We start from the raw sequence: 26,882 nt of genomic DNA, 5'->3' as shown, positions 1-26,882 counted from the left end.
AATGATGGATGCGCTTGCATTCAACTTGACTGGTCTACTCGTCCCAGTTCTCGCTGTGATAGCGTTCGCCACACCCCTCCTAGACAAATTAACGAAGAATAAAAGCATCATTGGACTTCTAAGCGTGGTGGCCGGAGCTTGGGCATCTTTCAGTAGCTCGGTGATATACTACTGGGTAGTTAAAAACCAGAGGCCGATAGTATACGGCTTTGGTGGCTGGCCTCCACACTTTGGAATAAGCTATGCAGTCGATGGTTTGAACGGGATAATCGGTTTAATGACTTCGTGGGTTTTCTTAGCAATAGCGTTGTACTCACTATGGTATAGTAAACATCTCGATGAACCAGTATGGTATCACGTACTATTAATAGGCTTGCTCGCAGGCATGCTGGGATGTCTCTACACCGGCGATGCTTTCAACTTATTCGTTATGCTCGAAGTGCTTGGGATATCGGCTTACGGGCTAGTAGCATATCATAAGGAGAGGGCAGAGGCCGTTGAAGCGTCGGCAAAGTACGCTTTAATTGGGGCTGTGGCTACAACAATATACTTCACAGCTCTCATCGTCATTTACGCAACATACGGTTCCCTAAACATGGGTGTTCTATCATGTCTATCGAGAGCTCCGTCTTGCACCCCAGTATTGCCTGTTACAGGGAACGTGGAGGTATACAAGATCGCGGCATTAATAGCCGTTTCAATGTCCCTCTGGGTATTCACCTATAAGGCCGCCCTCTTCCCCAACCACTTCTGGCTTCCAGACGCGCATCCTGAAGCCCCAACTCCCGTTTCAGCAGCCCTATCAGGATTAGTAGTGAATATTGGAGTCTACGCTACTATAAGATTCTTGTACACAATATTCGGCGAGGGAAGCCTGCTTGGCGAATATAGGAATTTGGTTCTAATAGCCCTGTTCGTCCTGGGAGTCGTAGGTGCCCTCATTGGAGCATTAATGATGATGATTCAAAAGGATATCAAAAGGCTGCTGGCATACAGTACCATAAGCCACATGGGCCTTATTTTTATGGTGATAGCCACTCCAGCTTTCTCAAATAATTCAAGAGTAGTCGAGCTGAGCATCGCAGCAGTGGTATTGCATATAATATCTCATGGGGTTTCAAAAGCCCTTCTCTTCATGACTAGCGGAATCTTTATAGATTCAGCCGGGACTAGAAACATGGACGATATGAGGGGTGTTGGCAGAAAACATCCATTGGCATCAACTGCCTTCACAATAGGATTCCTAAATCTGATAGGACTGGTGCCCTTCATTGGTTTCTTCTCGAAATTGCTGATGTATCAAGCATATTCTGAAGCGGGCTGGGCGTTAGGGAACATCATTTTAATCGGTGTTTCAGCCCTTTCAATCCCCGGATACCTGAAGGCTCTTTACTCAGTGATCTTCGCTACTGGTAATCAAAGAGAAGGAGATGTTTCTACTAGAAGGGTTGAACTGTTAATGCTAATCTTATCCGCGTCCCTAGTTATATTGGGAGCGGCCGTGGTTTTATTATTGGGATTAGTATCCGAACCTAGACTAATGTCTATTTCAAGGGAAGGGGTCGTTAATTATATCCATGAAACTTTTCATGCGATCTTAAAGCTGGGAGGTGTAAATCCATGAACCATCCATACAGCCTCTATGATCCCTTAATAACAACAATCATGGTCTTCGCTTCGATGGGAATAGCTTTTACAATACTCTATGTTTTTTACAACTCGTTGAAGTCTAAGTCGGTAAGGGAGACGCATATATACTTGTCAGGCGAGCCTGAAGAAGTGGTTAAAGAGGTCTCTCCCAGCATAGGACACTTGTATTGGGGGTTCATTAGAAAGTTTGCAAAGAACACATACAGCATTATTTTGAATAGAATTCAGACGGGGAGTCTGCATGACTGGTTCGACTTTATCTCATCATGGCTTGGATTGTTATTCTTACTCGCAATATTGATGATTATATTATACGTGACGGGGGTGCAAGTATAATGAACCTTCTAAGCCTATTGTTCAGCATATTGGTGTTCCCAGGGATATTATTTGCCCTAGCACTATCGTTCTTTACACAGTACTATATTAGAAAAATAAGTGCAAGAATGCAGAGAAGAATGGGTCCTAAGTACGTGGGGCCTGTTGGGATCCTTCAGCCTGTCTACGATTTCATCAAATTACTGAGAGTCAAGGAGATCGTGAAAACGAGGTATAGCATGGTGAGAGCTGCAGAGATCTCCTTGCTTCTCGGAATATCGTCTCTCGTAGCATCCTTACTGCTATTACCGTTAAATATTTTCGGGCTCGGAAGCCCATACGATTTCTTAATATTCTTCTATATGGCAAGCATTTGGCCCATAATAATGATCATCATAGCTGCCCTCTCCATGCCGGGACCTTACACAAGCATCGGTGTGTCGAGGCTCCTATCTATCTTAACTGTTAGCGAGCCCGCATTTTTCACTAGTCTATTAATCCCCACCTTCCTAGCCTCATGGGAAACAGATACGCCTCTAATGATGACTGTTGTATCCATGAGAGTTTTCCAGTTATGGACTAATCCGCTTACGCTACCAATAATGATTCTCGTATTAATTTCAGTGATAACGGCAACCCAGGCCAAACTGATGATGCCTCCCTTCAACATACCTGAAGCAGAGCAAGAGCTTATAGCAGGTTTCGAGACAGAGTTTTCAGGGCCCCTGCTAGCATTATCATCACTCCTTCACGATCTGGATAGCGCGGTCTCCGGCTTAGCGATAGTGTACCTGATCCTGGGCGGACCTGCACCCTTCTCACACTCGAGCATTGAAGGAATTGTGATGTTAATTGTCAAATATCTCGCTGTAATAACAATAGCAACATATGTGAAAAACGTTTTCGGGAGATTTAGGATCGAGCAAGCATTAGTTTCCATATTAAAATACGGATTAGCACCGTCCATAGTTGCAGGCATATTAGCAACATTACATATTATACTGTAATCATCCCATTTTTTCCAGTAATAAATCCCAAAATCCTTTATCCGTGATCTCCCCTATAACTATCGCTCTCAACCTGCTCGAATTATCGAGAATCAGAGTATGTGGAACCGCTCCTGCGTATTGCTCCGGTATCCCCTGTTGAACCTCTTCGGATGCTATTTCAACAAACCAGTTTAAACTTGAGTTGCTACCACCCGTAATCCATATCACTCTGTAAATCCCTGAGTAATTCTCGCTGAAAAATGCATCCATCGCCTTACAGTGAGGACACGTCAGTGAACCAAACATTATTATTCTTATACTACTAATATCGTATGTCGTATTGATCTCTTCAATCACTCTTTGAAGCTTGTCTGTACTATTAATACTCTGAACATATCTTCCCGACAAGAAAACTCCGATCTGGTTTTCCCCGACCTGGGGTATTTGATAAGAAACCTCGTTTGATCCCATGCGTGTTAATAAGAAGTAAGCTACTGAGCCTATTATAACAAATATCCCTATCACTATTAAGGTAATGACGAAACCGGGTGTTCCCTTTCTCTTAGATGATTTCTTGTTACCGATCCTCTTAGCCAAATAAACCCCCTTAAGTTTTTAAAAGTAAAAATAAGCAATATAAATACTTCATGTCATTTACATGTTCATGGTAGGAATCGATGCTGGTAGAGGATAATCTCCCTTCGCTCATTGTTTGGGTAGCTACATCAGCACTGTTGGATTCCATTGACCCCTGCTTCTATGCTCTCTACGTGAGTATAATGCTATCTACTTCGCTAACGGATTTAAGAAGGATTTTGAAAAATGCTGGCTTCTTTCTCACAAGCGTTTATTTCGGATACCTTCTTTTAGGGCTACTATTGAGATCGCTTACCTCGCTCATTCTAGTTGAAAGATGGCATATGGGACTTATCCTGATCGCGTATGGAGGTGCAATGATAGGATACACTATTTTGTTTTCAAAGAAAGTTCTTAGCGAAGAAGTGTGTAGGGATGATAGGCTTGAGTGTAGATTGGTAAGAACACTTAAAATAACTCGCTCCCTCACTGGACCTTATTTGATCCTGTTGGGTTTACTAGCGTCCCTTACGATCCTCCCGTGTAGCGCTGGTTTATACGTTGTTTACGTCATCCTGACTACTAGGTATGAAATATCCTTGTGGCTTCCCCTAACAGCCTTCTACGTCTTAGTTTTCATATCTCCTTTAGTGGCTTTAACATTTGGAATAGTAGGAGTCACAAGAATTAAAATCGTCTTCTCAACTCTACTTCGACATGAAAAGATTTTCAAAATTATTGGCGGGTTGTTAGCAATCATAGTGGGATTGTATTTGAGTTTAACAAGTTAATCTAAAATAGTCAGCCGATATATAAGGGACGTTCGCTACCTAATTGTTTCTCAACAGACTCCATAATGGTTTTCAATATATTGTCAAGTCTCACCCCTCCAGGTATTCCAGCGACTTTCGCATGTCCTCCTCCGCCGTATATCGCTGCAATCTGAGACACATCGATATAATCGCTTCTAAGACTAACCCCTCGCGGATATCTCACTACATAGACGTGTGCAAAGAAATTCCTGCTTCTAACAACTTCGATTAACTCTCCGGGATGAACCCTAGGATCCACGTCTGGAAAGACGATTATTTTTACGTTGTTCTTTTCAACTATTTCCATTCTACCAATGGCTTCTCGAATCAAGTTTTCATATACATTTTTGACTTCATTTACATAGTATTCTAAGAGCCACCTGGGCTCTAGCTCTCCCCTTATTAAATCGTACAAAACCTTATATCTAATATCCCACCCATCCCACTTCAAGACCCTACGATAAATTCGCGTAATCTCATACTTGTTCTCGAAAAAATCATCATCATATGCAAGACTCACTAGTTTTCTAAAGTATTCATTACTACTTACTCCAAGATAGTTAGCTACGAGTTCGGAGGCTACAAGCATAGGCTCGTTTAAGAAAAACAATACGTCATCGTATTCATTAAAGAGTTTTAACATCTCGTCTGCCCATTGATGATGATCAAACCAATATAATCGAACCCCACGTCTCCGAGCCTTTTCCAGAGTCAAACCTACATCGTCTTTCTGTAAACTAGGAGGATTTAGATCTGCTATCCAGATTTCGCTAAAACCTTGATCGATGAGTTCTCCAATGTATTTGATAACACTATTTACAGAGGAGAGCACATTCTTTTCCGGATTCAATACCCTGCTTAAGATCACAGCTGACGCTATCCCGTCCAAATCCCAGTGTGTTATAATCCCTCTCCTTTTACCACTCCTCAAACGGCTAACACCTTATAGACAAAACTATTTAAAACATTAAAATATTCTTGAAGAAATCAATATAAATGTTTTGTCACGATATACCCTCGTTATGAAGGGTTGGGAGGAAGAGATGGTTTTACTTCAATTTCAACCGCTTTATTATGAATGATTACTTCGCCCTTTGTCAAGAGGGCAACTAGTGGTTGTTTACCGACACGAGATAGCTTTACTCTTGCTGGAAACGGCGAAATACCCTTTGGTTTGACGATGATTTCTTTGCTCCCACAATAGTATCCATCATCACAAGGAAGAACAGCCAGCTCTAAGGAGAGAGTCTTCTCCAAGTTGTTCTCTACTTCAATGATCGCTTCAAACTCTTCATCCTTAAATATCTCCTGCGGAACAAGTATCTGCCTGATTCTTACTTGGGAAAATCTGCTAGTAATTATCCGTGAGGCCTCGCTCAGCCAACTCTCAATGACTTTTGGAAGCCAGAACTCAGCCCACCAATAATCACTGTCTAATGCGTGCCACAAAGCCCACCTAGCAAGGTTACTGGATTCATCTCTTCCACGTATTGCATCCTCATACGATTTAATTCTTAAGTAGATTTCTTTTACCTTAACCCAATAGGATTCTTGATCCTTAATCTGCCCTCTCCATTTCCTATAAGTGCATAACCAAGTCGTCGAGGGGATTTTGGTCAGAATACGCCTAACAGGAACGTTTTCATATACGTCGCGAAGGGAGGTCATTCTCAAAACTCCCAGGTCGTATAATGACTCCAGGTAGATTAGCAATTTATCAAAAAAGTGCGCAGTGAACGGCGGGTTTTTGGCGAAGATCATCCAGTTTTCACCGTCAAGAGCCAGCGTTAGGACTCTAGGTTTTTCGGTAAGTATTTTTCTGGAAATTATGAGTGAAGTTTCATACGCGTTCCTCCATGCATGTATTGCGCTTTCAAATTCGTTTTTGAACCCGATGAGATCACTTAATTCTTGATCCCTGAAGAACACTGTAATGTGTTTACCAGAGGAAGAATTTAATACTAAATAAGGCTCATACTTAGAGTTCTTCTCGCCCTCTGCGGGTAGTAAGTGACATTTGTCGTCGAGTATAGTATATTCTACTCCTGCATCGTAATATATGTCAACTAAATCCATTGAAAAAGACATTTCAGGTGTCCAAACACCCAGCGGTTGATAACCCTCCATTACCCTACGTGTTATCTCCATTCCGTATTTGAGCTCCTCACTGATGATTTCAGGGGCGTTAAATACGCTCGAAACATACCCCGCTATAGTGTGGGCATATATACTGGATAAGACGTCTATTTGCGCGCTTTTAAGAGCTGCTTTATATCTATTGAGGGTTTCACGAATTAGCTGGGCTCTTTCATCATCCTTATTAATTTTTTCCCCTGAGAGAAAGACAACACCTTCTTCAATTGCTTGATACCATTGATACAGTAAACTTGGACTTAAATTATAAGTTGCCCTGTAATCCGTATGTTTTACTAGCATTTCTGTGTGGTAATGATACGGTCCTCTTCCATATGGTTTCAATTGCTCCCCGTAAACATGAATGAATGCCCAAGGAGAGTGGTAAACTTTGTCGGGTAGATAATTGGGTGCTTGGTGATTGTGCCAAACAAATGACAAAAAGGTTGCACGAGGCACGTGTTCAATAACGATGTACTTCAACAAGTCCATAGGTGCATCATTTACCTTTAAAGTCAAGTCGTACTCACCAGGTTTCTCCTCAACTCCCACGGAGATAACTACTATTTCATCCTTCCCGCTCGTCACCATTATGTTTCCTTCGGCAATTACTTCACCATTTCTAGTAATAGAATAACGTGCCGCCTTTTCTCCATTAAGTGATCTAAGGATGGCGTGTATTCTGGCTTCCTCCCCTACTTTGAAAACTGGTCTATTAAGAACTAGATATCCCTCCAACCCATCAAGATTTCTAATGGGTATCAGCGAGTTCATAGCAAAACCCTATGCAGAGATTGATCTAAATTAGCCCCTTAACTGTAATAAATGTTTAAGAGAAATATGTGTTCAGAGCTTTTTCCGCGGACTTGTCCCATGAAAACTCTTCAGCCCTCTTCACACAGTTGCTCCTTATTTGTTTCTCGAAAGTAGGATCGCGCATTCTTTCAAGAAGTTCCAAAACGGCATTTAAGAGGGCGTGTTTATCCCTGGGATTAAACAGTATTCCCACCCCGTTGAAAAAATCTTTTCGAATATCGATTACAATATCCTTTAATCCTCCAGTGCGTGAAGCAACGACAGGTGTCCCCGCAGCTAGGGCCTCAACAGCGACAAGGCCAAAGGGCTCGTACCTGCTTGGAGCGATGTACGCGTCTGCGGCAAAATATATTGAAAGGTATTTTTCAATAGGTATTTTCCCTATGATAACTCTCAAATGATCATCGAACAATAGAGAGTATTCCCCAAGCTTTTCAAGTAATGATGCACTCCCCTCGATTGGAATATAGGCCATTAGTATCCTTACGTTTGGTTCAGCGATCACTACCTCTTCTAATACGTCCAGGAAATCTTCAAGCCCTTTTTGTCCAGCAAGCCTGCCGGAAAGGAATAACAATTCTCCATCGGATTTGAAAGGTTTCGGTGTGGACAATTCATACTTATCTACTATGTTCCTCACATATGATTCGACATTCGGCTCAGTAATGATCCCCTCAACATTTTTCAACTCTTCAGTAAGGATCCTTCTCCTCACCTTCTTTCTATTCTTTGGATCAAGAGGGTTTTCAATATCATATTGCCTCTTCACTGTTTCGAAAACCTCTTTAGTGGTCCAGACAAGAGCATTAGGAATGAAGTCTATTTTTCCAGCAACGTCTAAGCCAAGGTTTCTTTCCACATCTTTGACATAGCCTTTACTTACCGTTACGTATTTGTCCACTGTGAGGAAAACGAACTTCTCGATCCATCCTTTAGATCTATCGTAATAGTGTTTAACAGCTTGGACTCCATCTACTCCAGTCACAAGTGTCTCAGGGGAGAGTCCAAGGTTATGTTGAAGGAAGTCCAAGCCGATTTTTAACTTGGAGAACAAGTGTAGTTGATACACCAATTTAATATTTAAATTCCTCTCCGTCCTAAAGGAGTTAACGAGTAGTAGTGCTGGGAAACTGTGCCAATCGTTGCCGTGAACTACAATGGGAATACTTTCATAATCTTGTTCGACAAGATACTTTATGTAACTTGCCACCAATATCCCGAAAACGACTGACTTCTTTAAGAGATTAGATCCCGAATATACATTTGGATCATTTAAAACTCCACCCAACGCTATCAAGTGTTCTGGTTTAACGTCGAGTCTGACTATTTTGAAGGTTTCACCATCTATTTTAGCTGAAAAGAGTTCTTTCGAACTCGCAGGGGCGGTTATTCCATGTCCTGGTGTGACAACTACTGCTGAATAACCTTTCCGAGTTATGGCCTCAGCAAGCCTCGGTGGAACTTCAGCTAACCCTCCTACCTTCCTAACTAGGAATGATTCAAAAGACAACATCCATATATTTTTCATTTTAGATCCTCTCAATCACCGATATTCCACTCAATATCAAGCGAGTATTCTTCGTCCTTCTTCAGCTCGATAACTTCGCTGAACATTATCGCCAAGCCCTGATTAGTCTCCATTACTCCTTTCTCGGTCCTTGCGTACATGTTGAGAGGGGAAACCCATAAGTCAACATCTCTGGATGTCTTCAAAATGATCGGCGAATATATTGGAGACTTTAACGATATACTATTACCTCTTCCGATAAAGGACTGCATTATATCTCTCTCTTCTCCCTTAATGAAGTAAACCGGCTTTTGCATGCCTTTTCTGTCGATCTTGGGGGAGACATGGTATTCTAACCCCAATCTTGCTTTAACGTCGCCAGGACCCATGTTTACAATTTTGTATGAAACTTTATGCCCCAACCTGTCAAGCCTAACGCGTTTCTCTAGAAGCAATTTGCTCGAAAGACCTCCCAACACGTAATAACCTCCTATGCTCCTGAGAATAACTTCTCTGGGGTCATCCTGGGATAGGGAAACATAGCTTCGCGAAAGGGCTAAGTCGCTCATATCCTTAAATGGCGAATTATTGATCCATTCGTAAATTCCAGTGTCATGACTCCACAGATGGACTCTCCAGCTGACTCGTCTATACCAGTCCGGGTTAAACCATGGGATGTTCAAATATGGTTCAGGATACCTGCTCATAGTATCCTGGAGATTATGCTCGAGCCCCATCACCTTGACGTCGTATTCGAACAGGACCCCGCCGTCGTCGGGCTTGACGTATAGGTTTTGAAGAGGCGTCTCTATTAATAGTTCTTTTCTCCCATCGTAATCAAAGTCGTATAGTTTATAAATTGAATCATCTTTCTCGAAATAGTTTGAGACTCTTTCGATTTCTCTTTCAACGTAAATAAGGTTCTCATATATAGCCTGTCTCAAATGTGATAAGTAGATTCCTCCAAACAATCCATGCCAGAATGCATCATTACACTGAGCCAAATAGTATTTGAGAGTGATGTCTCTTGAGAGTATAGCGTTTCTCATTTTCTTCTTGACATAGAGTATTTTTTTATGCATATTATTACTCTCCTTATATTTTATTAGGAAATTCCTGAAGAATCCCCCACTCCACTCTAACATTTTATCATAGCTTCCTGAGTTCAAATACAACAACCCTTTAACGCCGTAAGAATCCAAATATTCAGACGGTTGCACCATCCTGATTATGTCACTGTTGCTTCTCAATGCTTCGAGGAATCTTGTGAGCCATTCTCTACTCCAACCCGGATCCATCCACTCTCCGAATTTCTCGGCATCGCTTCCCCACAGGAGGACTTTGGGTTCATCGCCCATTTTGCTACGCATGTATTCCAATACCTTCTTAGGGTCTTCCCAAGGCAATATATTTCGCAGGCCGGCGTCTATGAAGAATACTTTGAGGGGGAACCCTCCTTCCTCTGTAAGCCAAGCATAATTAGAGTAGTTAGAACTCAGCCCCGTTTTAACGAGTGTTGAGTCATCTATTAACACATATTCTATATTGTTTACTGCAGTTACATAGGGCAGACTTGGTTCCCACACCCTCTCTGGCAACCATAAGCCCTTTGGCCTGAACCCGGCCAGTTTTTCGAAAACATCCAGGTAGAACTTCAACTGTTCAATTCTATCCTCCATTGGCAGGATCGGTAGTATGGCTTCCCCTATACTCCCCGCCATGAATTCAATGGTTCCATAATCATGTAATTTCAATAACTCGTTCAGATAATCGGGATAATAGTCCATCATATAGTTGAGGAGTGGCCCACTAATATGAACGGTAAATTTGAAACTGCTATATTCTTTGAAAATCTCAAGCAACAATTTGTAACTATTCTCCATTATCCTCTTATTTATATGTTCCAATTGTCCTGTGGGCTGGTGAAAGTGTAGTGCAAATATAAAGTTAACAGGAGTCACTCAGATCAATCCTCCAAGAACTGCTTTATCTCTTTTTTCACTTCCTCAACCAGTTTCACAGGTTCAATGTGCTCTTTACAGAGTTCATCAATTCTATGCGATAATTCTTCCATCAATAGGACGTTTTTAATCCACTGTGAGATATGGCCATTCTTTAAATGATAAATTGAGGATTCGATAGGAGCTTCGTTCAATCGATAGTATAGTTCCCTCAGGGATCTTGCATGCAATCCTATATAAACACCGCTTGGGGCAGTGAAGTAGAAGGCTTTATCTAGGGGTGCGGTCAGCCTCGAAGCTACTTTCGCAGGGTCCTCCTTTATTTTGTCAAAGATGAATTTTGACATGATTCCAATGGCCTCCATGAACAACCCATACGCTATGCTAGCATTTTTGAATGGTGAAAAGTAAGCATGCACTTCCTCTACGGTTCCAAACTTAGTAGCCATATAATAAAAGTGATCACTTATTGTTAACTTTCTCCACAATTCGATTATTTCAGGATCGCGGATTGCCTGAACATATGGATAAAGGTCCGCAACGGCTCTGACCGCCTCCTGTTGCATGGTATTCCCGATCCAAGCACTTACGTCTCTCTCATCGGCCCAACTTATTGTAGACCACGGTGGAACGTCGTATACGTCTCTCGGCTGATACTTCTCAATAACTTCTCGTGGGGTAGAAAAGTCGAGATGACCGTACTTTAAGATTTCCCCTGGGAGCCATCTAAGGAACTCGTGTATTCCTGACTCAGGCCAGTGATGCTCCCCAAATGTTTCGTAGTCTACTGCGATTAAAATCACATCACCGGGAGTTAAGGCCAACCATGATGCGTACTTATCCGCTGTTAAGGGGTATTGATCCCATTTTTTATCACTGAATCTAAACCCAACATCATCGCTTAACCTGTAATTCCTAGTTAAAACCCTCGCCTCACAACCCCATGCCTTGTAGACATAATTGGGGCTTCTCCATCCCAGTATTCTATCGACGCCCTCAGTCACTACTGCCTTATAACCTAAGCCGTTGAAAAAGCAGGCTAAATCGTTATTAAAGGTGAACTCCGTGTTTTCAATGGTGATAGGGTCGTAATCGAAGAGTTCCTTAATGATCTTTCTATGCTGAAGCACTTGGCTCCTTAACTCGTCATATCCATAATTAGGGAGGAAGGCTGCTATACTATGATAGTATGTTTGTTCCAACAATTCAACCATTCCAGTGGAGACAGCTTCTCGTAGAACATCGACAACATCGGGAGCCCATTTCAACGCTTGCTCGAGAAAAACTCCACTAATGCTGAAGGAGACTTTGAAAGGTCTCGAGAAATCAGAGTAGCGTTTTATGTTCTCAAGAATGATTTTTGTAGCCGGCAAATAGCACCTGCGAGCCGCTCTTTCCATAACATACTTGTTCAATGAGTTGTCAAAGATCGCCTCCTCAATCTCTTTAGAGTCTAAATCGCCTTTCAGCGCCTTCTCAATGATTTTCTCATGCATCCTTCTATCAAGCCTATATGGCTGATGAACCTCAAACAACAAGGTAACACTTGTCAAAGACCTCACCGAGTTAAGTAATGAGTTTCCCCTCAATTTAATTATCTACTTTAAATATTTGAGTAGGGGGTCCAATAAACCGGCGACGGGGATCGAGAACCATTCTATACGATACATGGATTCATAGTAAGCTTCATATAAAGCGCGTTCAACTATCCATGGGTACAAGTAGGTATGTACTTTTTTAACACCGTGGGCTCTCAAACTCTTCAATAAGTTGCTACCTGCTGTGCTAGCCAGGTAAGCGTTCACCATCGCCATGACGTTTCTCATCCTCCATTCTAACGTTGGATCATTTCCAACCATAATGTCGCTTGCTTGGTCGATTCCTATTGCAAAGTGATTCATGACTCCCGCATGGGCCAAGTAGTGATAACTTCTAATCATGGTGGCAAGGTCGCGGAGCAATGGTTCCTTCATTAGTCTCTCTTCTGGAGCACGCCCTGGTTCGCCCTCGAAATCAGTTATAATAAAATCGTTACGCGATGGGACAAAAATCATTTGAGCTAAATGTAAGTCTTGATGTATTCTTCCTTTTTCAAGACCCTCGTATGCTTTTAAAAAGGAGCTCACTTCATCGAGAATCCTCTGCCCATGTTTCTCGAATATGCCTCTCCATTTTTCAAGCGAGATTCTTCTTGAAGATTCTAAACGTCCAACTGATTCATCCAATCTCCTCGTGGTTTCTTCATAGTACCTGTTCATCCTTTTCATCCAAATCTCCGTATCTTCGCTGCCAATCTCCTCCAAACCATAAAAGGAGTTCTCATGCCCAATGTTTAATGCTTTATGCATTTCTCCGATGATCACTCCCAAACTTGCTGACAAACCCAGTATTTCGTTTACTCTAGAAGAACCCTTTAGGTAGTTTATAAGATGCCTATAGAACGGATATCCTCCGTCTCCTACTCCTTCAACATACTCCATCAGAATGCCCGATACAAGACCTTTATGTTCAAGGATTAAATATACGTTCGGAATGTGCTTAAATTTATTCTTAACCAAGGCCTTTATCATCAGGGCCTCCATATTTGTCTCGGGCAAGAGTCTATAACTTTTCAACACATATTTTCCTCCCTTTTCATCTATCAATAAGGACACAACGTTTGTTGACTCCAGCGTGACAGGCGACGCTCTCAGGATTTTGCCTGGTGGCCTTGCCAACACTTGAAGCCTGGCTCCCTCTATTCTTTCGAAAGCCTCAATATAGCCAGGATGATATTCTGCTTCAAGGAAACACTCGTTATTAATGCAAAAACTCCTATCATCGATAAACTCCCCACCTCGTCTAAGAGAGATCAAGGGGAGCTGGAAAACCAACCCGTCTACTTTGAAAATAAGAAAGATCAATGAATTGGCTTTAGAGAATACTTTGATATCTAAATGTTTCTTAGAGTTCTTCCACGGCCACCATCTTGCCTTAGGTAGGTACTCAGTTTCTAGGACTTCTTTAATAGCGTCTAATTCGTGGTTCAAACATCTCTACCCACTTCTTAACGATTCAATAAGTGTTAATATAAATTCTAAGTATTTTTTCAAGTCGTCAACAGTTCGTATCTCCCCTTTAGCTATTTTTTCGGCAAGAAGCTCATCCTTCATTGAGTTGCGAATCCACTCTATCATGTATTTTTTCAAGTGTTCCTCAAGGACCTGTTTAGGAGCCAATTCATAATTGATTATACTCAAGAGTTGCTCATAACTTTTAAAGGACAGGGGTATTGGTTGACCGGTTTCAACATCGGTAATTACGTAATTAGGTATTCTATCCCTACTTGAATCAGCACTAGCAAAGTTCCTTATGGAAATGCCGAGTTTACTTAAAACAAATCTTCCATCCACTGTTTTCTCCACGAATCCCTCAGAAATCAACTGGTGTAAATACTTGCGAACAGTACTGGGGCTGGCGTTAAAAATCCTGCACGCCTTACTGACATCTATCGTATTATCTTCATCAGCCAACATTAAAAGTTTGTAAGCTTTCTTAACTTTCATATTCTTTAACCTGAGTAATTATATATTACTTTTTCTATATAAATATACTTACTAATTCCCCATCTCTCAATCTTGAGTTAGCAGTATTTTTTCCTTATTCACTGTTTTTACTGCAACGATCAAAATTATTAATGAAAAAATCGCCAGTATAAACAAACTAAACACCGAATCTCCCGGTCTCCCATAAATATAGTTTTGCACCGTAAGTATAGCTTGAGTGTAAGGAATAATTTGAAGAATATTCAATACTGTGGGGTCAAGTTTGGGAAAATCTACGAAAAACCCTATGAAAAAGAATATTATAGCAATGCTGGTAATCAATCCAGCTATGTTTCCAGCACTCCTAATCCCCCTAGTTCTCGTGATGAAGGGTACAGCTATCGCGACAGTTGCAAGTATAGTGAAGAAAGAGGTAATAGAATGCAATATGAGGAGACCTACATCCAGGATCGTGAAAAGTTGTCCACCCAGGATCATCATTAAAATAGCTATGTAGGCTACCAATGCTGTAATATCTGCCATAGAGGCTATAAGACCAAGAACCGTGGCAACACTTATTTTGGAAAGAAGAATTTCAATAAGAGTAGCCGGAGATGCTAACAGCAACTCAAGAGTCTTCCTTTGTCTCTCGCCAATTATTCCATCTATAACGTATGTTGAAGCAGGGGTGACTACAAACGCAAAAGCCATAACCAATAAGCGCGCAAGATATGTTTTCAACTCTGCTTCAATCCCTACTCTCTCTCCTCGTGGAGATAAAAGAGTCGTAGGACCAGTAGTTATGGGCTCTCTAAATGACTCAGGCTTAAACAGGCTCGGATCCAATCCTGCCCTCTCATAAAGCCCTGAGATCTTTGCGTGAGAGAGGTTTACAGCTATAGCGTACACGGTTCCCCTCACGACGTTCTCCGCATTTATCGCTGACTGTACATTAGCTCTTCTCAAGATTTCTATTCTCCCGATTGAATCCATGCTAGTTGAGTTTCTTGAAAAATCCTTGGGAATTACTACGATTAAATCGATGCTTGGGTCTTCTAGCGCTTTCAATCTATTTTCTATTATTAATACTCTATAACCGCGTGAGTTCAACGCAATCGTAAGATTCCCAACAACCCATTCCGACGACATTGAAACGAACAGTTCAGTGTTATAATGAATTGATTTATCTTCGTCTACTAACGCCACTAACAGTGGTTGCTGAGAAACAAGTAGTAATGTCATAATCCCTATGGAGGGTAGTGATATCAAAGGAAGTAGAATAGTTGTCATTAAAGCCTTCTTATCTCTCAACAAGTCTTTAAACTCCTTCTCTAGTAGGATTCTCAATCTACGATATTGTACCATCACTCCACACCTTTGACAACGTGGACAAATACCTCTTCTAAATTATGAGCACTATATTTTCTGATCAAGTCGCGTGGGGGTCCTTCCTCGATTATTCGCCCTTTGAAAATGAGACCAACCCTATCGCACAAGTATTCTATCTCCAACATATTGTGACTACTCACTATTGCCGAAGCACCCGTTCTTTTCACATAATCTTTTATTGTTTTCCTAACCATCACGCTTGCATGCACGTCAAGCCCGCTCGTCGGCTCGTCGAGAATCGCGAGTCTTGGCCTCGTCATTAAAACAGCACCTAGTAAAAGCCTCCTTTTCATCCCATGGCTGTACTTACCGGTCTTGAGAAAGAGTTTGTCCCCGAGACCAGTTACCTCCATCCCAAACCGCAAGTCTTCATCACTGGCATTGTAAAGCCCACCATAGATCTTCAAATGTTCATATCCTGTTAGCAATGGATACGTGTTGGCTTCTTCTGGAAGGTAACCTATGAGCTTTTCACTTACTTTACGACCTTCATGAATGTTCACACCTTCCACTAGAACTCTGCCCGAGTCAGGTTTTATTAGGCCAGCTATGATTCTCAGCGAAGTGGTTTTCCCAGCCCCATTCGGACCTATTAATCCATATATCTCGCCCTCGTAGACATTAAAAGATATTCCATCAACAGCCTTAACGTGGCCTTCATATGTTTTCCTAATGTCCTGTACTTCAAGTATCTTCCTCGTCAATAACCCCCTCGTAACATACTGTCCTATGTTGATTATGATCAATGATAAATTATTTTAAAACCTGGACCTCTTTTATTATTATAGGGGTTTTGATTGTTTACGAATAACTTAAGGGAGAATGTTCTCTCGTTTTTACAGAAATATGGTGAGAAAGGGCATATAGTTCTAAAGACAGCTCTTTCTATCGCCAAGGACCCTAATATCGACCACAAGCTAGGAGATTTTAGTTTCAAACACTTGATTTTGAGACTAAATACCCTTGGTTTTTCATACAATCCCGTAAATTTAGTAAGAATGCTCGAGAAAGAATATGGTATTATTGAAAAAACCTACTCCTCAAGCAATCAAACATGGTGGCGTTTTAAGGATATCGATTCGGTTGAACAAGCCCTATTTTCGAGTGATTCTTCAAACACCTTTGAAGACCCAAAAATTAGATTAATCGCTATAAAATACAGATCTCTTGAGCCCGAAGAGATCTACTCTACGCTTCAAAGGCTAATCGTTAAGCCCAACTTGACTCCAGCTGATAAGACTAAGTTCCGGGCCCTCGTGTTTAACGAAATAGAACAATTAGTAAAACTTGTCGAAGAAATGTATAACTACGAAGACTTTTTTGAAAACGAGATCAGCTTTATAAAAGAAATATTCTCACTAGCCGATAAAATATCTAGAAGAATTGAGAGGGAACGCGCCGCAGGATCCAAAGTCACATACGGGATGTATCGGGAGGACGTTGCGAAAAATGATTATAGAGGACATAGTCAGTGAGATCATACTTCCTAATATAAGAGGGATACTCGCGCATGAGTTAAAATCAAGGGGGCTAAGTCAGCATAGGATAGCGAGCATTTTGAACATAACTCAACCACTCGTTCACAAATTGTTGAAAAAACCTCTTGAAGATTATTTAAGTAAATTAGAAAAGCATGGGCTAGATCAAAGTATTGTTCTCCACTACTGTAAAATCTTGGCTGAAATTGCGGTAAACAATCAGTACTCAAGGTTCGTGATCACTTCGCACGGGTTTACCGCACACATGGCTGCAATTATCGCGTGCAGGGAATATCAAGAACTACGTGAAGACTGCGCTAGAGGTCTACTCAAAGATCCTCATGTAGAAATTTACAAAATTATTCTATCGCGGTATGTCTCGAAACCGGGATTGGCCAAATTATTGCCCGAGGTAGGTAGTAATCTCGTATATGCACCGGAGCCCCCGAGCTCGGAAGCTGGTGTTATAGGTTTAACAGGGAGGATCACGAAGACTTTGACGGGTATAGTAGTAACTGGAGAACCTTTCTACGGTGGTAGCCGCCACCTTTCAAGGCTCTTACTAATCATTTCAAAATACAACAGTTCAAAGAAGATCGGGTTTAACGTAAAATACGATCGAGCAATATTATCGAGGCTCGAGACCTTTAACCTGCGTGTTGAAGAAACAGGTCCTCATAGCAATCTGGATTCTTTCTGGGTAGCCATGGAGAATGCGGCCTTGAAGAAACCAGATGTAATTGCTGACAGAGGAGGAACGGGGCTTGAGCCTGTTATCTACTTGTTCACAGCGGATTTTAATGAATTAGAAAATATCATTGATTTGCTACTGCAGTGATGGAAATGCCGAGGAACGTATGTATTGTTGGAGGAGGAAGCATTGGAGGAGTGCTTGCTTACTTTCTATATAAAGGAGGATTATTCAACATTCCCGTCTACTATAGGTCAGAGACGAGTGTCAAGTCAATCCTAGATACACGTGGTATCCTCATTCGCATCCCGCACCAGAGAGAAGTTTACTTGGTTCCAATACAACCTCGTATCTCATCAAACCCTGTTGACGAGTGCGACTTCATCATTAACTCGGTTAAAGCCTACGATGTCGAAGCTACAATCGATTTGATGAAAAAACTATCTCACGGAGATACCGTGATCATAATGCTTCAAAATGGAATTGGAAGCTACGAATTGGTTGCCGAGAAACTCGCTAATGTTAAAGTAGCTGTTGGAGTCGCATTCATTGGTTCCGAACGTGACTCGCCCTCATCCATAACGTATTCTGGGGGAAAAACCATAATAACTGGTTGCCCCGGAAGGATATGCTATGAGCTAAAAGAGTTACAAACGGTATTTATAAGAGGCGGGTGTGATTTTAGAATCACTTCTAACATAGATTACTATAGATGGCTCAAGCTAGCATTAAATAGTATTGTGAACCCGATCACTGCTCTAACACGGAAGAGGAACAAGATTATTTTAGATGAAGACGCTAGGGAACTTGTTGATCAGCTTATTGAAGAATTCATTCAAGTAGCCAAGAAGTATGGGTTTTCGTTTGAAAAAGAGGGATTAGTGAGCTATATCATCAGGAATGTCGAATTAACAAGGGAGAATAAATCAAGCATGCTCCAAGATATATTGAGAAAGAAACGAACCGAGATAGATTATATCAACGGATTTTTAGCAAGAGAGTTGGGGCGAGGAAGCTTGAATTTCTTTATTACACGTTTAATTCATTTGTTAGAGGGGGAGGAAAATGGCGAATAAAGTAACTGTTAAAACGATTCTCAAAATGAAAAATCATGAAAAAATAGCAATGATTACTGCTTACGACTATTTATCTGCGAAACTGGTTGATGCCGCAGGGGTTGACATGATTTTAGTAGGAGATAGTGTTGGGATGGTTTCACATGGGTTCTCATCAACTATACCTGTAACTATGGAGATGATGGTGCTCCACCTGTCTAGCGTCGTTAGAGCACAGCCTCGCGCGCTCATTGTAGCTGACATGCCTTTTTTAAGTTACGAAACTAGCATTGAAGATGCCGTTAGGAACGCTGGCTTGTTGATGAAGATTGGAGCAGAGGCTGTTAAACTTGAAGGAGGGTTCGAGTACGAGGAGACCGTAAGAGCCTTGGTAAGGGCGGGGATCCCGGTCATGGGACATATAGGTCTAAATCCTCAAAGATCTATGCTAATAGGAGGCTACAGGAAAAGAGGAATTACTGATAAAGAAAGAGAAAGAATAATAGAAGATGCTAGGGTCTTAGAAAAAACAGGGGCGTTTTCCATAGTAATTGAATTTACCTCTGCAGACGTCGCAAAGGAAATAACCGAGGAACTAAGCATACCTACCATTTGTATCGGAAGTGGCCCATGGTGTGATGGACAGGTATTAGTGTTTCATGACGTTTTGGGCTTAACTGAAAATCCCCCTCCATTCTCTAAACAATATGCTAGATTGAGAGAAGCTATTTCATCTGCAGTCAAAACTTATGTAGAAGAGGTTAAAACAGGTAAGTTTCCTGGCCCAGAGCACTACTTTATAGAGAAAAAAGACCTTTAGGTTATGATTTTTCCTTCATCCTTAATTTTCCAATTCGTAAACCTAGTACCACGATATCCCTATTGAAGATATATATGGCTAGGCTCATGACGATAATTGTTGAAATGACAGCGGATATTAAGGACACCGTAAGAGTTGTGTAGTCTCCTAGCATACTGGAAACAATTGCTACCACTGGAAGGGGGGCAATTGTTATACCTGCAATGATGCCTGTGGTCAGATTCACTGGTAATCCTATGAATATTAGTGCATAGCCGACTCCTATGAAGACGAACATTATAGGTGTAGTAATTGCCCCCGCAATCCTTTCATCAGAAACTATCGAGCCGAGAGTAACTCCTATCGCACCTGAGTAAATCAATCCTAACACTATAGAAGCTATTGATATTATCAGTGGATCGACCCCGATCTTGGTATAGACGAATTCTGCGAGGTTTACTGCTCCTTGATCGACGCCCTGTGGAGTGCTCAGCGAACCCGAGAGTAGAAGTAATATTCCGGCGAAGTATGCAAGACCCATTAATAGAGAAGCTATTATGGAGCCGATTATTTTAGCGAAAACCACGTTTCGCCTCGGGATCGGTTGGGCCAACAACATTTCAAAGGCTTTCTCTACCTTCTCGACAGCCGTGAACTGAGAGGCATACATCGAATTAACTCCTATTATTACAGCAATAACCAGTGGTAGGAATCCTGTTATTGTTGAAAAAGCCGAATATTCCTCCATTCTCATGGTTTTACCATAAACTTGAACTGTTGAATTAACGGAGACAGCCTTATTGATAAGAGAGGGATCAATGTTTCGTTCTAATGCAATCACATACGTTGCCGACTTACTGATAAAGTCGCTAACCTGGTAAGCCAAATTGGTTTTAGCTCCACTAACGACGGGTGAAACCGTATCTACTTTTACATACGTCTCAATATGAAGTGATTCATTCAAGCTGAGAGCTCTCACCGTGAAGTCTGATGGTAAAACGACAACTAAGTCGTATCTTGATAGTCCATATTCCACACTGGGGACTAATTGCAATCTTCCTCCCATTGTGTGATTAGCAATCTCCACTACTTTCTTAGCGAACTCGCTTTCATCAAGTTGAACAAGGCCTACTTGCACTTTCACTGTTTCCTGAACAGCGGTTTGAACACCAGCAGATATGAGCTGTCCCAACACACCATAGAAGATAAAAATAAGTATGAGACTGAAGATAAATGCTGGATTTTTAACGAATGCTTTTACCTCTCTAATGACTAATGGTCTTAAACTCATGCGCCTCTCCCCTTAATCTTTAGAAACACTTCCTCTAGGTTTTGAGCCCCAGTCTTAGCCTTGAGGTCGCTTACACTACCCTCGGCCAGAAGCACTCCCTTGTACAAGATCCCAACCTTATTACACAAGTATTCCACCTCCAGCATGTTGTGGCTACTTATCAAAACGGTTATACCATATTCTTTATTATACCTCTTGATCATATTTCTAACATAGATGCTCCTTTCAACATCCAAGCCGCTCGTAGGCTCATCAAGGATTAAAAGCTTAGGGCGAGAGGCTAGCACGGTGCTTAATGCAACCATCCTCTTCATACCTTTACTGTAGCCTCGAATAGGTTTTTTCAAGTCATTCCCCAAGTCGGCTATATCGATAGCTTCACTCACGGCTTCCTCGAGTCTCCGACCCGAGAAACGGACTGAGAGCATGAATCTAATGAAATCGAGCCCTGTTAAATCCCTATAAGCTCCAGCCTCCTCGGGAAGATAGTTTAAGAGTTTTCTTGCTTCTAGTGGGTTTTTATTCACGCTCACCCCGTAAACAAAAACCTCGCCATCCGAAGGTTTTAGTAGTGTAGCTATTATCCGTAGAGTAGTCGTTTTACCGCTTCCATTAGGACCTATTAGGCCATATATTTCTCCATCCTTGATCTCTAGGCTCAACGATTTAACTCCCACGGTTTTCTTACCATATATTTTCGTCAAATTAGTCGCTAACACGGCACTCTGAGGCATTTTCAACACGCATTCAAATAATTTCCGTTCATCTTAATATAGTTAACAAAGGACACATATTTTAACCATGGAGTCTCATATGATACCCTGGGTGGTATTAAAGATGCTCAAGCATAAACTGATATATCTCGTACTTGACGGTGTTGGGGATCGAGTATCTGACCCTACTACGACTTTAGAGATAGCTGAAAAACCGGGATTGGACTTAATTGCTAGGAATTCTAAATGCGGTCTCATGTACACGGTTGGAAAGGGGATTGCCCCTGAGAGCGATGAAGCCGTTATATCACTCCTCGGCTACGACCCTCACGAGGTTTACACCGGTAGAGGGCCTTTGGAAGCCCTAGGAGCGGGGTTAAGTATTAAGGAGGGATATGAGATAGCATTTCGAGCCAATTTCGCCACAATAAATCCCTCAACTTTAAAAATCATGGATAGAAGAGTTGGAAGAAGTCTTTCAAGCGAGGAGGCACGGCTTCTTGCGAAGGATCTAGACAATATGTCTTTGGAAAAATATGAAGGATATGCCAGGGTTGTTGCAACCATCGGTCACAGAGCAGTAGTGATTATAGGGAGCAAGAAGCACAAGCTCTCGCCTATGGTTGAAAACAATGACCCAGCATACTCTAGACATGGATTAGTGAGCGTTGCCGTCCAATCTTTTAAGCCCTATTTGAGGGAAATCACTCCATTAGACAATTCGGAAGAAGCTAAGATAACAGCTGAACTGGCAAACATGTTCGTCAAGAAAACAATAGAGATACTGGATAGACACCCAGTGAACAAGGCTAGGGTGCAACGTGGTCTTCCGCCCGCTAATGTTTTACTCATCAGGGATGCTGGAGGACGCTTCCCCAGAGCCACTCCATTAGGCATTAAATATCAAAGTAAGTTCACTGTCCTCGCTGAAATGCCGGTTGAAATAGGTATTGGAAGAGCCTTCGGAGCAGAAACTCTGATTATGGATCCTCCAACGGGAGATCCTGAGCGCGATTACAGGATAAGAGTGGAGAAAACCCTTGAAGCATTAAGAATCTCAGACATAGTATATGTGCATTTGAAGGGTCCTGATGAGCCGGGTCATGACGGGGATTTAGAGTTGAAAAAGAATAAAGTGGAGGAGATAGACAAGTTTTATGTTCGCCCATTGTTGGACAAAGTGTTTGGACAAGTAGCACTCATAGTGACAGCTGACCACGCGACGCCACCACTGGTTCGATCTCACACAGATGACCCGGTTCCTGTCGCGTTTTATGCTCCGGGAATAGAGCCAGATGGCGTAACCAAGTTTACTGAGAAGGAGTGCGCAAAAGGAAGCATTGGAGTCTTGGATCATGGATGGATGCTCTTACCAATGGTGGTAGAGCAACTAAAGGAGTGAGATTTTTGATCATAAAGATCCCGCATCATATTTCGGGTTTATGGATCCCGGTGAGGGCTCAACACCCGTTAAAAAGCGGCAGCATAGGGGCCGGGCTAAACATATCCATTACAAGCAGGGCACTAGTAGTTGAAGATGAATGCACAATTCTCCTAAACGGTCAAGAAGTGATGAAAGAGCAGGCTGAAGTTATATGCAATTACTTTCAAACTAAGGCCGGAGTAAGAGTAGAAACTCCGTTCATCCTTGGCACAGGGTTCGCAACATCTTCATCACTTTTGATCTCTCAGTCACTCGCAAACGCTTTTCAATCAGGGAAGCCATCTATTAGGGCGTTTCAAAAGGCCCACGAACTAGAAGTAATACATGGAACAGGCTTAGGGGATGTTATTTCACAATATTACGGCGGCTTCGTAATCCGCACGGCACCCGGACCCCCTGGAATTGGTTCAGCTTTAAGAATCCCGTTGAGACACCCTGTTAAACTTGTGGTGGCGAGCTTACCACGGACAGAGTCAACTGTCGACATGCTTAAGAGAACTCCGTTAGAACACTACCAGAGAGGGTTGCTCCTACTTAGGAGGGTGGAGAATACTGAGGATTTGGTGGAGTTTTTTCACGCGGCTAGAGAATTCACTATGAGAATTTTTGATTACTCTGCAGTACCAAGCGAGCTATACAATCATTCTGGTGTTGTTGGATTCTACCTTAAAAAATCAGCATTAATTATATGGGTGGAAAAAGATAGTGTGAGCGAAATAGTTGATATTTTATCTAATAAGAAATTATCAGTATATGAGTGCGAGATTTCAAAGCAGGGTGTCGACATTGAACATACCGCCTAATCACCCTAGACGAGAAAGCTTGTTAGTGAGAGAAAAGCTTGTTGAAGGCTTCAGAAACGGAGTAGTTGCTCCTGAGGGGTTAATTGCTCATGGAAGAGGTGAATGCTTCGACTATTTAATAGGAGAAAAGACCCAGTCCTTCGCGCTCAAAGCTATTGAAGCCGCTGCCGCCGCATTATTGCTCGCAAAATACCCTGTCATATCTGTTAACGGAAATGTAGCAGCCCTAGTACCTGATCAAATAGTCAAGCTAGCAGAGGTCTCTGGTGCCCGCATCGAAGTAAATCTATTTTATAGATCGAGGGAGAGGGAAGAAGCCATTAAGAGGCTTCTGGAGGCTAACGGAGCCAGGGAAGTCCTTGGAGTGGGAGATGATGCCTCTGCAGTAATACCTGAACTCTTCAGTGAAAGGAGGAGAGTGAGCCCCCGGGGTATCTTGATAGCTGACGTCGTACTAGTTCCATTAGAGGACGGGGATCGTACAGAAGCTCTCAAAAGAATCGGGAAGAAAGTTATAACTATAGATTTAAACCCTCTATCGAGAACTGCGAGGACTGCCGATATAACGATAGTTGACAACGTGGTCAGGGCTGTTCCACAAATAACTAGGAAGGTGATAGAATTCAAGAATAGGGATGAAGAATTTCTAAAAACCGTGATCGAGACATACAATAATGACGAAGTTCTGCGAGAAGCATTAAAATTCATCACATCAAGACTCTCTGAGCTCGCTTCAAAAGGTTTACAAATAAAGTTCTGAGGAGGGCCAAATGAAACCCCTCTGTCTTAAAACGGGAGATGCAGAAATCCAGATATTTACTCAGTATCCAGATAAGTTCATCAAAGCCCTTGAAGATTCTTTCAGCAGGAGATATCTGCCAAAGTTTCATGTGATAAACGAATGTCAATCTGATGTAATTATATACTGGTTGTATAAGCCAACCGGCTTTACCTTATTAACGAAAAACTTATCCTCAATAGGACTTCCATCAATATTTATTGTGGAGGGTGATTATCCCGCTCCATATGTCAACGAATCCCCCGTATTCTTCCTGCTTCAGGTGTTCGCTTACGCATCCATTAAACATGACAGTATTTTGATAACTGACTCGGTCGCTGTGGAAAGTAATGGAAAAGTCATATTATTCCTAGGATACCCTCATTCGGGTAAAAGCTCTGTAAGTGCCCTAGCGTACTATCTCGGAGCAAGAGTACTATCAACAGAGAATACTTTAATAAGAATTTCTCGTCCCCTCAAAGTTGTCAGCGGAACAACAGTGTTGGTTTACGACCCAAGGATAAAAGAGCTTTACGATATAAAAATGGTTCCCGATGGCTCGACTAAGCACGGATACGAGTATATAGACTTAGCAACTAGATACCCCAATATGCCACTAGATCTGAGTATCGATAGGATTTTCGTAATACACTCGGGATTTACGTGTAAGGGCTTCAGCACCTCCCCAATTAGAGGGAGGAAGGTTAGGAAAACTTTGTGGTACTTTTCTACTTCACTATTAAATGGAGTTGATTATTACGACCCCCGCCCCCTGAGAGATCTACTAATCAATGATGCAGAGAGAAAACTCGATGATTTCTTCCATATAATAGAAGAAAGCTATGCTGACAGGGTCCACGAGGTTTTCGGATCAATACCTGAGATAGTAAAAAACACTTTATTTCAAGAATAGTTTCCCTCGCTGATATAGTCTATGACAAACCTTGCCACGAGTTCCTTAAAAGTTTCGCCTACACATCTAAAACCATTACCCCATACGTAGCAAACATCTAAGAGGGGCTTTGAGAACCCCGCCTTCTCGGATAATATGTTATTGGCTACTACCAAGTCGAGCTTGTAATCATCCAGCTTAACCCTTCCCTTGTCCACTAGTTCAGCTTGGCTGGAAGCGGTCTCGGCAGCGTAACCTATCATCTTGCCGGGCCTATGTATAATTGACTTCAAGACCTTTCTCGTAGGAGCAAGTTCTAGTAGTAGAGTGCTTGTACTTCTGGTTGAGATTTTTATATCGAATGCAGTCTTCGGAGTAAAATCTGCAGGAGCAGCTGCAAAGATTCCTGCATCATACCTTTTATCTGTTGTCAGTTTCTCAACGGCATTTGCCATTTCAATAGTCGTTTCAACCCTAATGGTGTGAGCCATGTAAGGAGGTGATAAGTGCGTGGGTCCGAGAATTAAATCCACTTCCGCCCCTCTACAAGTCGCTTCGCGAGCTATTAGAATCCCCATGAGACCGCTGCTTGAATTAGTTATTACGCGAACAGGGTCAATATACTCCCTAGTTGGTCCAGCGGTAACGAGCACTCGCTTTCCTTTCAAATCCAGGCCTCTGTTCACTACGGCATCAATACAGTGTGCAAGGTCATCCATCGGGGGAAACTTAGCCTTGTCTTCCTCGATAAACGGTGGCAAAATGATCGCCCCATATTCTTCCAACAACTTTCTCGCCTTATCGTATTGGGGAGAGTTGAACAATCTTAAATTCATTGTCGGAACGAACAATACTTTCTTACCATCCCCCATCATGGTGGTTGCAGTCAGAGAGAGCAACTCGTCAAGTATTCCGTGTGCAATCTTACTCATAGTGTTCAGTGTCGCCGGGGCAATCACTAATGCATCAGACCATTTCGCCACATCTATGTGCTCCGTCTCGCCAGTCATTTCAAACAGTGGTTTAGATCCAGTTGCCCACCATAGTAAATCAGGCCCTATAAGCCTCGTGGCGAACCTGGTTAGGATGGGTTTGATTTCAGCTCCCATCCTTATAAGCCTTCTCGCCAAGTCAACAGACTTGTAAGCAGCTACTGAACCTGTAACTCCTAAAGCTATGTGCTTTCCAATTAATGCACCATATTCTTTCTTACCAATCTCCTCTTTAAGCATGGTTAACTCCCATACGATAATATTTTATTAAAAG

The 26,882-nt window shown here is 42.0% G+C and carries 25 protein-coding genes; 12 read left to right on the top strand and 13 right to left on the bottom strand.

What is annotated here, in order from left to right; translation table 11 throughout:
* Nucleotide 1 precedes the first annotated feature (1 nt).
* From QXH45_02800 to QXH45_02790, 3 genes are read left to right on the top strand one after another with little or no spacing between them, the layout of a single operon-like run.
* Nucleotides 2–1,624, top strand: a complete 1,623-nt coding sequence (locus QXH45_02800) for a proton-conducting transporter membrane subunit (GenBank protein ID MEM2078170.1) — start codon at nt 2–4, stop codon at nt 1,622–1,624.
* The gene (locus QXH45_02795) at nt 1,621–1,986 is read left to right on the top strand and encodes a sodium:proton antiporter (protein MEM2078169.1); all 366 of its coding nucleotides are present in this window, start codon (nt 1,621–1,623) and stop codon (nt 1,984–1,986) included. Before QXH45_02800 ends, QXH45_02795 begins: the two co-directional genes overlap by 4 nt.
* The gene (locus QXH45_02790) at nt 1,986–2,972 is read left to right on the top strand and encodes a complex I subunit 1 family protein (GenBank protein ID MEM2078168.1); all 987 of its coding nucleotides are present in this window, start codon (nt 1,986–1,988) and stop codon (nt 2,970–2,972) included. Before QXH45_02795 ends, QXH45_02790 begins: the two co-directional genes overlap by 1 nt.
* Here the strand turns inward: QXH45_02790 and QXH45_02785 are convergent, their stop codons facing one another.
* Nucleotides 2,973–3,551 (bottom strand): hypothetical protein, encoded by a 579-nt coding sequence (locus tag QXH45_02785; protein MEM2078167.1) that lies wholly within the window; start codon nt 3,549–3,551, stop codon nt 2,973–2,975. It abuts the gene before it with no gap.
* 80 nt (nt 3,552–3,631) lie between these two features.
* On the opposite strand from QXH45_02785, the gene QXH45_02780 reads away from it, so the two are divergent.
* The gene (locus QXH45_02780) at nt 3,632–4,321 is read left to right on the top strand and encodes a hypothetical protein (GenBank protein MEM2078166.1); all 690 of its coding nucleotides are present in this window, start codon (nt 3,632–3,634) and stop codon (nt 4,319–4,321) included.
* A 10-nt stretch (nt 4,322–4,331) separates the two neighbouring features.
* On the opposite strand, the gene QXH45_02775 is transcribed toward QXH45_02780, so the two are convergent.
* From QXH45_02775 to QXH45_02735, 9 genes are all read right to left on the bottom strand, one after another.
* Nucleotides 4,332–5,273 carry a phosphohydrolase gene (locus tag QXH45_02775; GenBank protein ID MEM2078165.1) on the bottom strand — a complete coding sequence of 314 codons (942 nt, stop codon included), beginning with the start codon at nt 5,271–5,273 and terminating at the stop codon, nt 4,332–4,334.
* Nucleotides 5,274–5,362: 89 nt separating this feature from the next.
* The gene (locus QXH45_02770) at nt 5,363–7,249 is read right to left on the bottom strand and encodes a glycoside hydrolase family 57 protein (GenBank protein MEM2078164.1); all 1,887 of its coding nucleotides are present in this window, start codon (nt 7,247–7,249) and stop codon (nt 5,363–5,365) included.
* Nucleotides 7,250–7,304: 55 nt separating this feature from the next.
* Nucleotides 7,305–8,819 (bottom strand): glycosyltransferase, encoded by a 1,515-nt coding sequence (locus tag QXH45_02765; protein MEM2078163.1) that lies wholly within the window; start codon nt 8,817–8,819, stop codon nt 7,305–7,307.
* 11 nt (nt 8,820–8,830) lie between these two features.
* A complete protein-coding gene (locus QXH45_02760; protein MEM2078162.1) occupies nt 8,831–10,681 on the bottom strand; it encodes an alpha-amylase/4-alpha-glucanotransferase domain-containing protein in 1,851 nt (616 codons plus the stop codon).
* An 83-nt stretch (nt 10,682–10,764) separates the two neighbouring features.
* On the bottom strand, nt 10,765–12,297 hold the full coding sequence (locus QXH45_02755; GenBank protein ID MEM2078161.1) for a glycoside hydrolase family 57 protein: 1,533 nt from the start codon (nt 12,295–12,297) through the stop codon (nt 10,765–10,767).
* Nucleotides 12,298–12,357: 60 nt separating this feature from the next.
* A complete protein-coding gene (locus QXH45_02750; GenBank protein MEM2078160.1) occupies nt 12,358–13,788 on the bottom strand; it encodes an alpha-amylase in 1,431 nt (476 codons plus the stop codon).
* Nucleotides 13,789–13,794: 6 nt separating this feature from the next.
* Entirely contained in the window at nt 13,795–14,304 is a 510-nt protein-coding gene (locus QXH45_02745; GenBank protein ID MEM2078159.1) for a MarR family transcriptional regulator, read from the bottom strand.
* A gap of 66 nt (nt 14,305–14,370) precedes the next feature.
* Nucleotides 14,371–15,648: an ABC transporter permease gene (locus QXH45_02740; protein ID MEM2078158.1), complete on the bottom strand. Its 1,278-nt coding sequence runs from the start codon at nt 15,646–15,648 to the stop codon at nt 14,371–14,373.
* Nucleotides 15,648–16,418, bottom strand: coding sequence for an ABC transporter ATP-binding protein (locus QXH45_02735; protein ID MEM2078157.1), 771 nt, complete (start codon nt 16,416–16,418; stop codon nt 15,648–15,650). The genes QXH45_02740 and QXH45_02735 overlap by 1 nt, the downstream gene beginning before the upstream one ends.
* A 51-nt stretch (nt 16,419–16,469) precedes the next feature.
* On the opposite strand from QXH45_02735, the gene QXH45_02730 reads away from it, so the two are divergent.
* Genes QXH45_02730 through panB form a run of 4 tightly spaced genes read left to right on the top strand, consistent with a single transcriptional unit; the run spans nt 16,470 to nt 19,716 of the window.
* Nucleotides 16,470–17,147 (top strand): hypothetical protein, encoded by a 678-nt coding sequence (locus QXH45_02730; protein ID MEM2078156.1) that lies wholly within the window; start codon nt 16,470–16,472, stop codon nt 17,145–17,147.
* Nucleotides 17,122–17,988 carry a thiamine-phosphate synthase family protein gene (locus tag QXH45_02725; protein MEM2078155.1) on the top strand — a complete coding sequence of 289 codons (867 nt, stop codon included), beginning with the start codon at nt 17,122–17,124 and terminating at the stop codon, nt 17,986–17,988. Before QXH45_02730 ends, QXH45_02725 begins: the two co-directional genes overlap by 26 nt.
* 5 nt (nt 17,989–17,993) lie before the next feature.
* Nucleotides 17,994–18,917: a 2-dehydropantoate 2-reductase gene (locus QXH45_02720; protein MEM2078154.1), complete on the top strand. Its 924-nt coding sequence runs from the start codon at nt 17,994–17,996 to the stop codon at nt 18,915–18,917.
* On the top strand, nt 18,907–19,716 hold the full coding sequence (gene panB / locus QXH45_02715) for a 3-methyl-2-oxobutanoate hydroxymethyltransferase (protein ID MEM2078153.1): 810 nt from the start codon (nt 18,907–18,909) through the stop codon (nt 19,714–19,716). The genes QXH45_02720 and panB overlap by 11 nt, the downstream gene beginning before the upstream one ends.
* Nucleotide 19,717: 1 nt before the next feature.
* Here the strand turns inward: panB and QXH45_02710 are convergent, their stop codons facing one another.
* Both QXH45_02710 and QXH45_02705 read right to left on the bottom strand, forming a co-directional pair.
* The gene (locus tag QXH45_02710; GenBank protein MEM2078152.1) at nt 19,718–20,986 is read right to left on the bottom strand and encodes an ABC transporter permease; all 1,269 of its coding nucleotides are present in this window, start codon (nt 20,984–20,986) and stop codon (nt 19,718–19,720) included.
* Nucleotides 20,983–21,720: an ABC transporter ATP-binding protein gene (locus tag QXH45_02705; GenBank protein ID MEM2078151.1), complete on the bottom strand. Its 738-nt coding sequence runs from the start codon at nt 21,718–21,720 to the stop codon at nt 20,983–20,985. The genes QXH45_02710 and QXH45_02705 overlap by 4 nt, the downstream gene beginning before the upstream one ends.
* Nucleotides 21,721–21,799: 79 nt before the next feature.
* Between QXH45_02705 and apgM the strand changes: the two genes are divergently transcribed.
* Genes apgM through QXH45_02685 form a run of 4 tightly spaced genes read left to right on the top strand, consistent with a single transcriptional unit; the run spans nt 21,800 to nt 25,637 of the window.
* The gene (apgM, locus tag QXH45_02700) at nt 21,800–23,101 is read left to right on the top strand and encodes a 2,3-bisphosphoglycerate-independent phosphoglycerate mutase (GenBank protein MEM2078150.1); all 1,302 of its coding nucleotides are present in this window, start codon (nt 21,800–21,802) and stop codon (nt 23,099–23,101) included.
* Nucleotides 23,102–23,106: 5 nt separating this feature from the next.
* Nucleotides 23,107–23,946 carry a kinase gene (locus QXH45_02695; protein MEM2078149.1) on the top strand — a complete coding sequence of 280 codons (840 nt, stop codon included), beginning with the start codon at nt 23,107–23,109 and terminating at the stop codon, nt 23,944–23,946.
* Entirely contained in the window at nt 23,930–24,706 is a 777-nt protein-coding gene (locus tag QXH45_02690; GenBank protein MEM2078148.1) for a 4-phosphopantoate--beta-alanine ligase, read from the top strand. Before QXH45_02695 ends, QXH45_02690 begins: the two co-directional genes overlap by 17 nt.
* Nucleotides 24,707–24,716: 10 nt before the next feature.
* A complete protein-coding gene (locus QXH45_02685) occupies nt 24,717–25,637 on the top strand; it encodes a hypothetical protein (GenBank protein ID MEM2078147.1) in 921 nt (306 codons plus the stop codon).
* Here QXH45_02685 and coaBC read toward each other — a convergent pair.
* Nucleotides 25,628–26,848: a bifunctional phosphopantothenoylcysteine decarboxylase/phosphopantothenate--cysteine ligase CoaBC gene (gene coaBC / locus QXH45_02680; protein MEM2078146.1), complete on the bottom strand. Its 1,221-nt coding sequence runs from the start codon at nt 26,846–26,848 to the stop codon at nt 25,628–25,630. The two genes, QXH45_02685 and coaBC, sit on opposite strands and share 10 nt — an antisense overlap.
* Nucleotides 26,849–26,882: the final 34 nt, after the last annotated feature.

It is taken from the genome of Thermosphaera sp., assembly GCA_038827615.1.
Taxonomy (GTDB): domain Archaea; phylum Thermoproteota; class Thermoprotei_A; order Sulfolobales; family Desulfurococcaceae; genus Thermosphaera.
Note: the sequence above shows the minus strand (reverse complement) of the source record. Positions and strands in the feature narration are given on the sequence as shown.

Excerpts from the sequence above, each read along its gene's own strand:
- QXH45_02800 (MEM2078170.1), top strand. The coding sequence starts at position 2 with ATGATGGATGCGCTTGCATTCAACTTGACTGGTCTACTCGTCCCAGTT.
- QXH45_02795 (MEM2078169.1), top strand. The coding sequence starts at position 1,621 with ATGAACCATCCATACAGCCTCTATGATCCCTTAATAACAACAATCATG.
- QXH45_02790 (MEM2078168.1), top strand. The coding sequence starts at position 1,986 with ATGAACCTTCTAAGCCTATTGTTCAGCATATTGGTGTTCCCAGGGATA.
- QXH45_02780 (MEM2078166.1), top strand. The coding sequence starts at position 3,632 with ATGCTGGTAGAGGATAATCTCCCTTCGCTCATTGTTTGGGTAGCTACA.
- QXH45_02770 (MEM2078164.1), bottom strand. The coding sequence starts at position 7,249 with ATGAACTCGCTGATACCCATTAGAAATCTTGATGGGTTGGAGGGATAT.
- QXH45_02765 (MEM2078163.1), bottom strand. The coding sequence starts at position 8,819 with ATGAAAAATATATGGATGTTGTCTTTTGAATCATTCCTAGTTAGGAAG.
- QXH45_02760 (MEM2078162.1), bottom strand. The coding sequence starts at position 10,681 with ATGGAGAATAGTTACAAATTGTTGCTTGAGATTTTCAAAGAATATAGC.
- QXH45_02745 (MEM2078159.1), bottom strand. The coding sequence starts at position 14,304 with ATGAAAGTTAAGAAAGCTTACAAACTTTTAATGTTGGCTGATGAAGAT.
- QXH45_02740 (MEM2078158.1), bottom strand. The coding sequence starts at position 15,648 with ATGGTACAATATCGTAGATTGAGAATCCTACTAGAGAAGGAGTTTAAA.
- QXH45_02725 (MEM2078155.1), top strand. The coding sequence starts at position 17,122 with ATGATTATAGAGGACATAGTCAGTGAGATCATACTTCCTAATATAAGA.
- QXH45_02720 (MEM2078154.1), top strand. The coding sequence starts at position 17,994 with ATGCCGAGGAACGTATGTATTGTTGGAGGAGGAAGCATTGGAGGAGTG.
- panB (MEM2078153.1), top strand. The coding sequence starts at position 18,907 with ATGGCGAATAAAGTAACTGTTAAAACGATTCTCAAAATGAAAAATCAT.
- QXH45_02710 (MEM2078152.1), bottom strand. The coding sequence starts at position 20,986 with ATGAGTTTAAGACCATTAGTCATTAGAGAGGTAAAAGCATTCGTTAAA.
- QXH45_02705 (MEM2078151.1), bottom strand. The coding sequence starts at position 21,720 with ATGCCTCAGAGTGCCGTGTTAGCGACTAATTTGACGAAAATATATGGT.
- apgM (MEM2078150.1), top strand. The coding sequence starts at position 21,800 with ATGATACCCTGGGTGGTATTAAAGATGCTCAAGCATAAACTGATATAT.
- QXH45_02685 (MEM2078147.1), top strand. The coding sequence starts at position 24,717 with ATGAAACCCCTCTGTCTTAAAACGGGAGATGCAGAAATCCAGATATTT.
- coaBC (MEM2078146.1), bottom strand. The coding sequence starts at position 26,848 with ATGCTTAAAGAGGAGATTGGTAAGAAAGAATATGGTGCATTAATTGGA.